The sequence below is a fragment of the Halorubrum amylolyticum genome (assembly GCF_004114995.1).
GTDB classification, from domain to species: domain Archaea; phylum Halobacteriota; class Halobacteria; order Halobacteriales; family Haloferacaceae; genus Halorubrum; species Halorubrum amylolyticum.
Window position 1 is genome coordinate 80,121 of the sequence record NZ_SDJP01000005.1, and the last position, 6,924, is coordinate 87,044.

The 6,924-nt window shown below is 52.9% G+C and carries 5 protein-coding genes; all 5 read right to left on the reverse strand.

The annotated features are described in order from the left end of the window. A partial coding sequence (locus ESO89_RS18465) for a DNA methyltransferase (protein WP_164932757.1) occupies positions 1 to 2,202 on the reverse strand: 2,202 nt, incomplete at its 3' end. Positions 2,203 to 2,374: 172 nt separating this feature from the next. Then, complete coding sequence (locus ESO89_RS06630; RefSeq protein ID WP_128904783.1) at positions 2,375 to 3,628, reverse strand: tyrosine-type recombinase/integrase; 1,254 nt, start codon at positions 3,626 to 3,628, stop codon at positions 2,375 to 2,377. A gap of 2 nt (positions 3,629 to 3,630) precedes the next feature. After that, the gene (locus ESO89_RS06635; RefSeq protein WP_128904784.1) at positions 3,631 to 4,017 is read right to left on the reverse strand and encodes a hypothetical protein; all 387 of its coding nucleotides are present in this window, start codon (positions 4,015 to 4,017) and stop codon (positions 3,631 to 3,633) included. 63 nt (positions 4,018 to 4,080) lie between these two features. Next, a complete protein-coding gene (locus tag ESO89_RS06640; RefSeq protein ID WP_128904785.1) occupies positions 4,081 to 4,965 on the reverse strand; it encodes an IS1595 family transposase in 885 nt (294 codons plus the stop codon). A 237-nt stretch (positions 4,966 to 5,202) separates the two neighbouring features. Then, positions 5,203 to 6,621, reverse strand: coding sequence for a hypothetical protein (locus ESO89_RS06645; protein WP_128904786.1), 1,419 nt, complete (start codon positions 6,619 to 6,621; stop codon positions 5,203 to 5,205). Positions 6,622 to 6,924: the final 303 nt, after the last annotated feature.

The following is a 6,924-nucleotide window of genomic DNA, read 5'->3' on the forward strand; positions in this document are numbered from 1 at the left end:
CGCGCCGGCCATCTGCTCGTAAGCGTCTTCGGGGACATCGATGCCGAACTCCTCTGCGGTGTGGACGTTCGCCAACTCGAAGAGTCGCGTGTACAGCGGGTCGTCGCGGATCTCGTCATACAGTTCCTCCATCGATTTTACGCTGTCCAGCGAGTTGTTATCGTACGCTAGCAGGTCCGCCATCAGGTCCATCACGTGCCCGAGAGTGTCCTGTCGAACGCGAGCGAACGCCTGCGTGAGCGTGAGCTGGCCACCGTTCTCTTCGGTGTCGTCAGAAAGGACTTCCGTGATGTCGCTGCCGACGAGCGAGTTCCCGGCCTTCAGGTGGTGATCTAAGAACGCGAGCGGCTGGTCTGCGGCGAGCGTCTCCAGCCACATCGACAGCTTCGCGAGTTCGACCGCCATCCCGTTCAGGTCGACGCCGTAGATGACCTCCTTCGAGATCTCCCGACGAAACTCTTGCTCGTCGTACGACTGAATCTCCTGCTCGCGAACGACGCTCATCACCTGCTCGGTGAGGTACCCGGTCGCCTTCGTCAGGAAGTGGCCGGACCCCATCGCGGGATCGAGGACCGTCAGATCCGTCACGCGGTCGTAGAAGCGACGGAAGTACTCCCCGTTGCTTCGAGAAAGCCCGTCTGCTTCGAGGTCCGCGTGAATCTCATCAATCAGCGGATCGATCGTCTCTTCGACGATGTACGTCACCACGTAGTCGGGCGTGTAGTACGCGCCCGTGGCCTTGCGCTCGCCCTCATCGTTGACGACGTACAGCCCGCCGCTGTCGACCGTCTCGACCGCCTCTGCGACCGAGACTTCGTCGCCAGCCTTCCACACCTGCCCGCCATCCTCGGCGACTGCGGCCATGCCCTCCTCAGGCGCAATCCGGAACTCGTGTTCGAGCAGCCCTTCGTAGATCGAGCCAAGGTGCCGCGTATCGAGGTCCGCGTAGTCCGCTGGGACGTACTCACCCTCGTCGTTCTCCGTGGTCGACAGCCGGAAGATCACTTCCGCGATCGCCGGATCCGAGACCTTGTTCTCAGCGAGGAATTTGTGGTCGTCGTGATCGAATAGTCCTCCGTTGTACGGTGGGATGTCGAGCGCCACCTCTCCCTCGTCGATCAACTCGAACAGCCGAGAGAGCCGGTTCCAAATCGTCGTCGAGAACGAGCTGTACTCCTCGCGGAACGCCGCACCTGACTCGATGTCGCCGCCTTCGACCGTCTCGATGATGTCGGCGCGAACCTCTTCAAGGCTGAAATTCTCGTGATACTCCGCGTTGGCGCTCGGTTTCTCTGGGTCGATCAGTCCGCGTGATTCCGCGTAGAGAACGAACATCAACCGATAGAGTAGCACGAGCGACTGCTCTTTCAGTTCGGCCCGCTCTGATTCGTCTTCCGAGTCGATCGCGAGGTTGTTGTTCTCGACGAACCCCTTCCCAAGGACCCGGAGCGCGGTGAATACGTTGTCTTGGAGGTCTTCACCGAGTTCCTGCGCAGCGGTCTCGGACTCCGACCACACTGTTTCGAGGAACGAGCTTCCGGCGACCTCAACGAACGCCTCAGGCCGGAAGAAACAGTAGAAGTATTTGAACTGTTGAAGATCTCCGGATTCGAGCAACTCCGGTAGGTCCACTTCGTAGTACGTCTGCGTCTCGTAGTCTTTGGTCCCGTAGAGCCGCCACTTCTTCCCGTCGGTGAGGATTCCCCACTTGAGATCGGGCGGCGTCCGTTCGAGATAGTACTTTACTTGGTGTGAGGCGTCGCGGTAGGGTCGCTCGTCGCTGAACCGCTTCTCGAAGTCGTGGTCCCACTGTTTGGCTTCGAGCAGCGCGGATGCTCGTGAGAACATCCCCTCTCGGTCGTTGTTCTGCTTCCGGTCGGCGGCCGCGTATCGGTCCTCCCTAGACTCATAGAGCAGTCGGTCGACGTACCCGCCGCCCCCGGGAAGCGTTCCTTCGGAGATTGTGTCGAACCCGAGGATATCGAGGACCTCACTTATCCACTGGTCGATCAGCTCATCCTCGCCGTGAGTGGCGACGTAGTCTCCCTCCAGTTCCCAGAGTTCGCGGAGGGCTTCAAAGGCGACTTCCGCCTCGTCGTCGGACTCCCAGTCGTCAAGGTCAGCAACGCGTTCGTCAAGGTAGTAGCCGGAGAAGAGGCTGGAGTTCCGGTAGGGACCGCTTCCAAGCGTCGCTTGGCTCATGTGATACTATTTCCACATTTTACTGGCTACAAATAGATGACGGAGGGATTGGCCGCCCAATCTACTCATTGTTCACATTTCCAGATATTAACCAACATAGCAACTGCGTAGAGAGGCGTGTTGGTTAAGGCAGTCTCGTGAAATTGAGTAGGGACTGGCCACTACGTGTGGCCTACTCGTAAACTCCGAACTGGTAGATCCCCGCAAGGTACGGTCGTTTTACATAGCGTTCCCACACATTCCAGTCATCGTGTCGGTACGTCTGCTCTCTAACTGACTCGCCGTCTGGGGAATCACCACGGATGTACGCGATCACACCCTCCGGCATGTACTGGTCATATACTCCTTGATTATGGCGATGGTTGTGGGTGAAGTAGTGCCGGAAATAGTGCGGTGTGACCTTCTCTTCGGTTGGTTGTCCTTTAGACCACCACCCATACTGTTTCAGTACACCTTCCGATGCTCCGTTCTCCGTAAGAAGACCGTACACAGATTGCTGGGTAAGACGGTCGTTATCACCCGAACCTTGTCGATTCAGGAATACCGGTCGTGCTTGTTGGGGATGAGAGTGTGCACATCGTCGAGTAAGCAGATACTCTAGCAACGCTGTCTTGAGTTCAGTGTCTATTGGGACAAGCGTCCCACCCGCTCGTTGACGCTTATTTCCTGCCGTTCTGGTTTCGCCGCGAATTGTTGTATCTGCCTGGTATTTTCCCTCTAAGAAGACGGTATCAGGAGATGACCGAATGGCAGAATGGAGGGATATTCCACGCCTTTCAAGGGTAGCTTCATAAATCGGATGTTCAAGATGGAGACAGCACAAATCTAAATTTACTAGTTCACCAATCCGTACTCCTGTTTTTAAGAGAAATAAGATGATCGCCCTATGAATCGGTGTAGATAACCATTGTACGAAGGTTTTCATTTCCTGGATTTCGATACGTGGACGTCCCGGTGGTGATAGGTCAAATTCGGAGTCTGGAAGGTCGTTCAATGCCTTCCTTGCGGGGTTTTGAGTGAGCAACCCCTCGTCCTCAACAAGCCATTTGTAAAATTCAACAAGCTCACTCAGGTATTCATATCTGGTCCTATCCAGCAAATCGATGTTCTTCGGCTCCATCGACCAGGTTTTCGTGATTGTATAGTATCGATCTCCTGTTCGGAGGTGTTCGTTAAATGCAGCAACATGCGTATCATCGATGTCACAAAGATGAGACTCAAACTCATTGAGTAAGAAGGACTCAAATTCTCGCAAAACCGTTCGTGTTTTCTTAATATATTCCGCTTCTTTCCCATACCTCCGTTTTCGTCTAATATATTCTTGGATCGGCTTTCGCTTGAGTTCGAGTACGTCCGTTGAGCTACTGGTGTCCATTTGGAGGATTTGCTCATCGGACCACTTTTGAGGGGTCTCTCTATCTGCCATCTTCAGAGACTCCGATAACCACTCCCGGGTATGTTCTCCACTTCTCCTTCCTTCAGCAGTTCGTAGAGAGCATCGATAACAAGCTCATCAAAAACAGCCTGCTGTAATTCGTCAAGCGTGGCAATCTCCTGAGTTGATAAATGATGTACTATACAACGTTTAATCTCGTTTTCTGGGTTGGACAACTGCTTCTCTTTTTGCCTACTCTCCACTACAAGCTCATCCACCGATTCTATGTCGATCTGCCCGTTACAGTCCCATAGCTGAACTCCTGTCCGCAACCGCCAACGAAGCCATTCTGAACGAGATGTAGCTCCGGATTCTTCAGCTAACCTAGTGTAGTTCGCCTTTTCTTGCTCTGGTATCCCAGATATGTTGATGTTGGCCACGCCACCATCCACTTTTGCCGGATCTATTTATACCAGACGCTCTTGTGTAGCACATTGTTGATTTCAGAGAGTGGCTTTGACGGCGTGTTTGAGCGCTTTTCGTCCGGGTTTGCGGTAGAGTTCTCGTCTGAGTTGGAACGCTCGGAGATACTGTGTGAGGCGATCTTTTGAGATGCCTCGATGCGGCGAGAGCCACCGTCGCGCCAGCGACGCGTGGCTCTCGCAGGTGTTCACGTGGACCGTCTCGTCGGCGTATTCACCGTCTCCGTGAACAACGTATTCGCGGTCGAATTGTTCATCTTCATCAAGCGGATCGTACGCGCAAAATCCGTCGGTATAGACGGTGAGAGGCTCCTGCTGGCGGTCAGCCAGCAGGAGCCGGATCGTCGATTCGTCTGCGGATTTCGCCGGCACAACGTACCGTTGCTCGGTGCCACGATCCACGAGAACGAACACGGGCGGTTTGTCTTGATCATACGTTCCGCGCCCGCGTCGAGAGAGGCCGCGAGAGCGCGACCAGCGGTCGCGCTCGCGGCCTTTTAGACCGGCAGAGACGTAGAACTCGTCAATTTCAACCGGGCCACGGAGATCGAGTGACGGCGCGTCGAGCGCTTCAGCGAAGCGCTCGACACGCCTGTGAATCGTTTTGTAGGTGACCTCGATTTCGCACTGTAACTGCCTGAGACTCGTGTTAAACCGCAAAAACGCGTAGATCGAAAACAGCCACTTGCGGAGTGCGATCTTCGAGTGAGCGAAGATCGTGCCGGTCTTATCGTTGAACGTGCGGCCGCAATCCTTACAGAGATACCGCTGAAAGTGCCCGTAGCTGCCGTTTCTGACCGTTCGGTCAGAACGGCAGCGAGGACAGGAAACACCGTCACGCCAGCGAACCTGCTGTAACAGGTCCGCTGCGACCGATTCCGACCCAAACACATCCAGCGGAATCATTCGTGTCGGACACCGCTGACGCGGTGTCCTTGTCCTCTTCGACTCCACAGCGACAGCTCAACAGTATCAACAATCTCCTACAGAAGAGCGTATACCAGAAGTTTTGGTTGCTGATCGGATTCAATTGGATTGTCAGAAACCCATTCTTCAAACACGACCTGAGCTGAAACAGCCAGTCGCTGAAGGGGTTGGATTAACCTGATTCCACACTCATTGAGACGTGGTACCTGAGCAACACTAGACTACATCTAGCTTGACTTTTCTGAAGTCCTTGCCGTCGTAAACCATCTCATAAAATTCAACAGGAGAGGAATCACCATCTTGGATGTTTTCAGAGATAATCTTCATCACCTCAAAACGATCCTCAAGTGAAGTACGAAGGCCGAATACAATTCCTTCAAGTTGGGACATATCATATGTGACCTTACGATGAGACCCCTCTGATTCCAACAGATCGGGAAGCACCATGCGAATTTCTTGTTCATGTTCCCATTTGCTCAGCTTTCTCGTCGACATGCTGTGGAAATGGTCCCAAAGGTTTTCTCGCCAAGCATCTAGATCATCTATGATTTCGTCCATCATCTTACTAGTTCTGCCATCCGGCGTGGAATGCCACGCTGACTCAAGTTTTGGGAGCGGGAGCCTACCTAAAAACCGGAAGAAGTCAACTTCTGGCGGTGGAGATTCATAGTCAACAGTATACAGAGGTGCTGTGATCTCCCCCGAGCTAGGTTCCGAACCAGCACTCTCGCTGACATTCATCTTCCCCCATGACTCGTCAGTTTGGCAGTCTGCGCGGAACATCAACGCGGCTCCTCTATGTTCGTCTGCATACGTAGCCCACATTGGAGGACTTGCACATTCCCTTGCGAAACACAACGTATGCCAATTCGTGTGAATAAGTGAGTTGGTTATTTCTCTAATATACCGGTCGGGAAATGAGTAGTGTAAAAGATGATATTTCTTATGTTGTAGTTCAAGCTGCTCGACCCCCGTCTGCACCGCCTGTTGTAGGTACATATGCGATTTTAAGGGTCCAACTAGCGACGCTACTGATTCTAACAGTTCTTCATCCTCATCAGCCATAGCGGCAGAAATAGCATCCAACAGTCTCTCAACGGTTTCAGAGCCACCTGAATTCGTAACCTCAGGCCACCCTTCCGGAATCACTCCCGATGCCCTCATTCTCTCTAATACAGACTTGAGTGCCGAGCGGTGGATGACTGACAAGATCTGTTTGAGATTGTTTCTCTTCAGTGGCTCTGGCAGGGAAGCTAGACTTGAAGCAACTCTTTCGAATCCTTTCGCTTCGAAAAACGACTGACATATGGAGTCGAATTGTTGGCGACGCTTATCTGTGGAGAGATCGCCACGAGTGAGCTTGGGTTCAATGGCATATTCATTGAGATCTTCTCCATCGTCAAAAAGCGCACACGTTATGACTGCCTGATGTAAATTCAACAGATAATGTCGGAGCAGGTTCTCCCACAAGACTTCATCTCCTTCCCAAAACACATCTTGATATCCCTCAAGGGGGTCGTTAAAATATCGTGGTGAGGAAAGTGCCATCTCTTGGTTCTCAAGCTCGCGGTAGTCATTATCACGGTCGTCGTCAATCAAATATTTCATTGGGCGAAATCTGTAGACAATGGCCATAATACTCCCAACTTCGCATAGCTCCTAACCTTTTGCGGTGGTGTATCCAGCAACGGCGAGAAACCAACGCAACCCAGGGCAGAAACACAGTGCCAAGATATCAAACTACAAATCACGATGGTAAGTGCCGCGTTTGTATTGACCGCAATCGGTTCAGAGTGTGTCACCTGTTGAGGGTTTCAACAGAGCCTACTAACCCGAAGTGGGACGTGAGGGCGGTGGTAGGCTAGTAGTTCCTCACTCCGGCGACGATGTAGTAATTGGCGAATTCTCGGGTATCTTCTCCAATTCTTCCATTGGGAA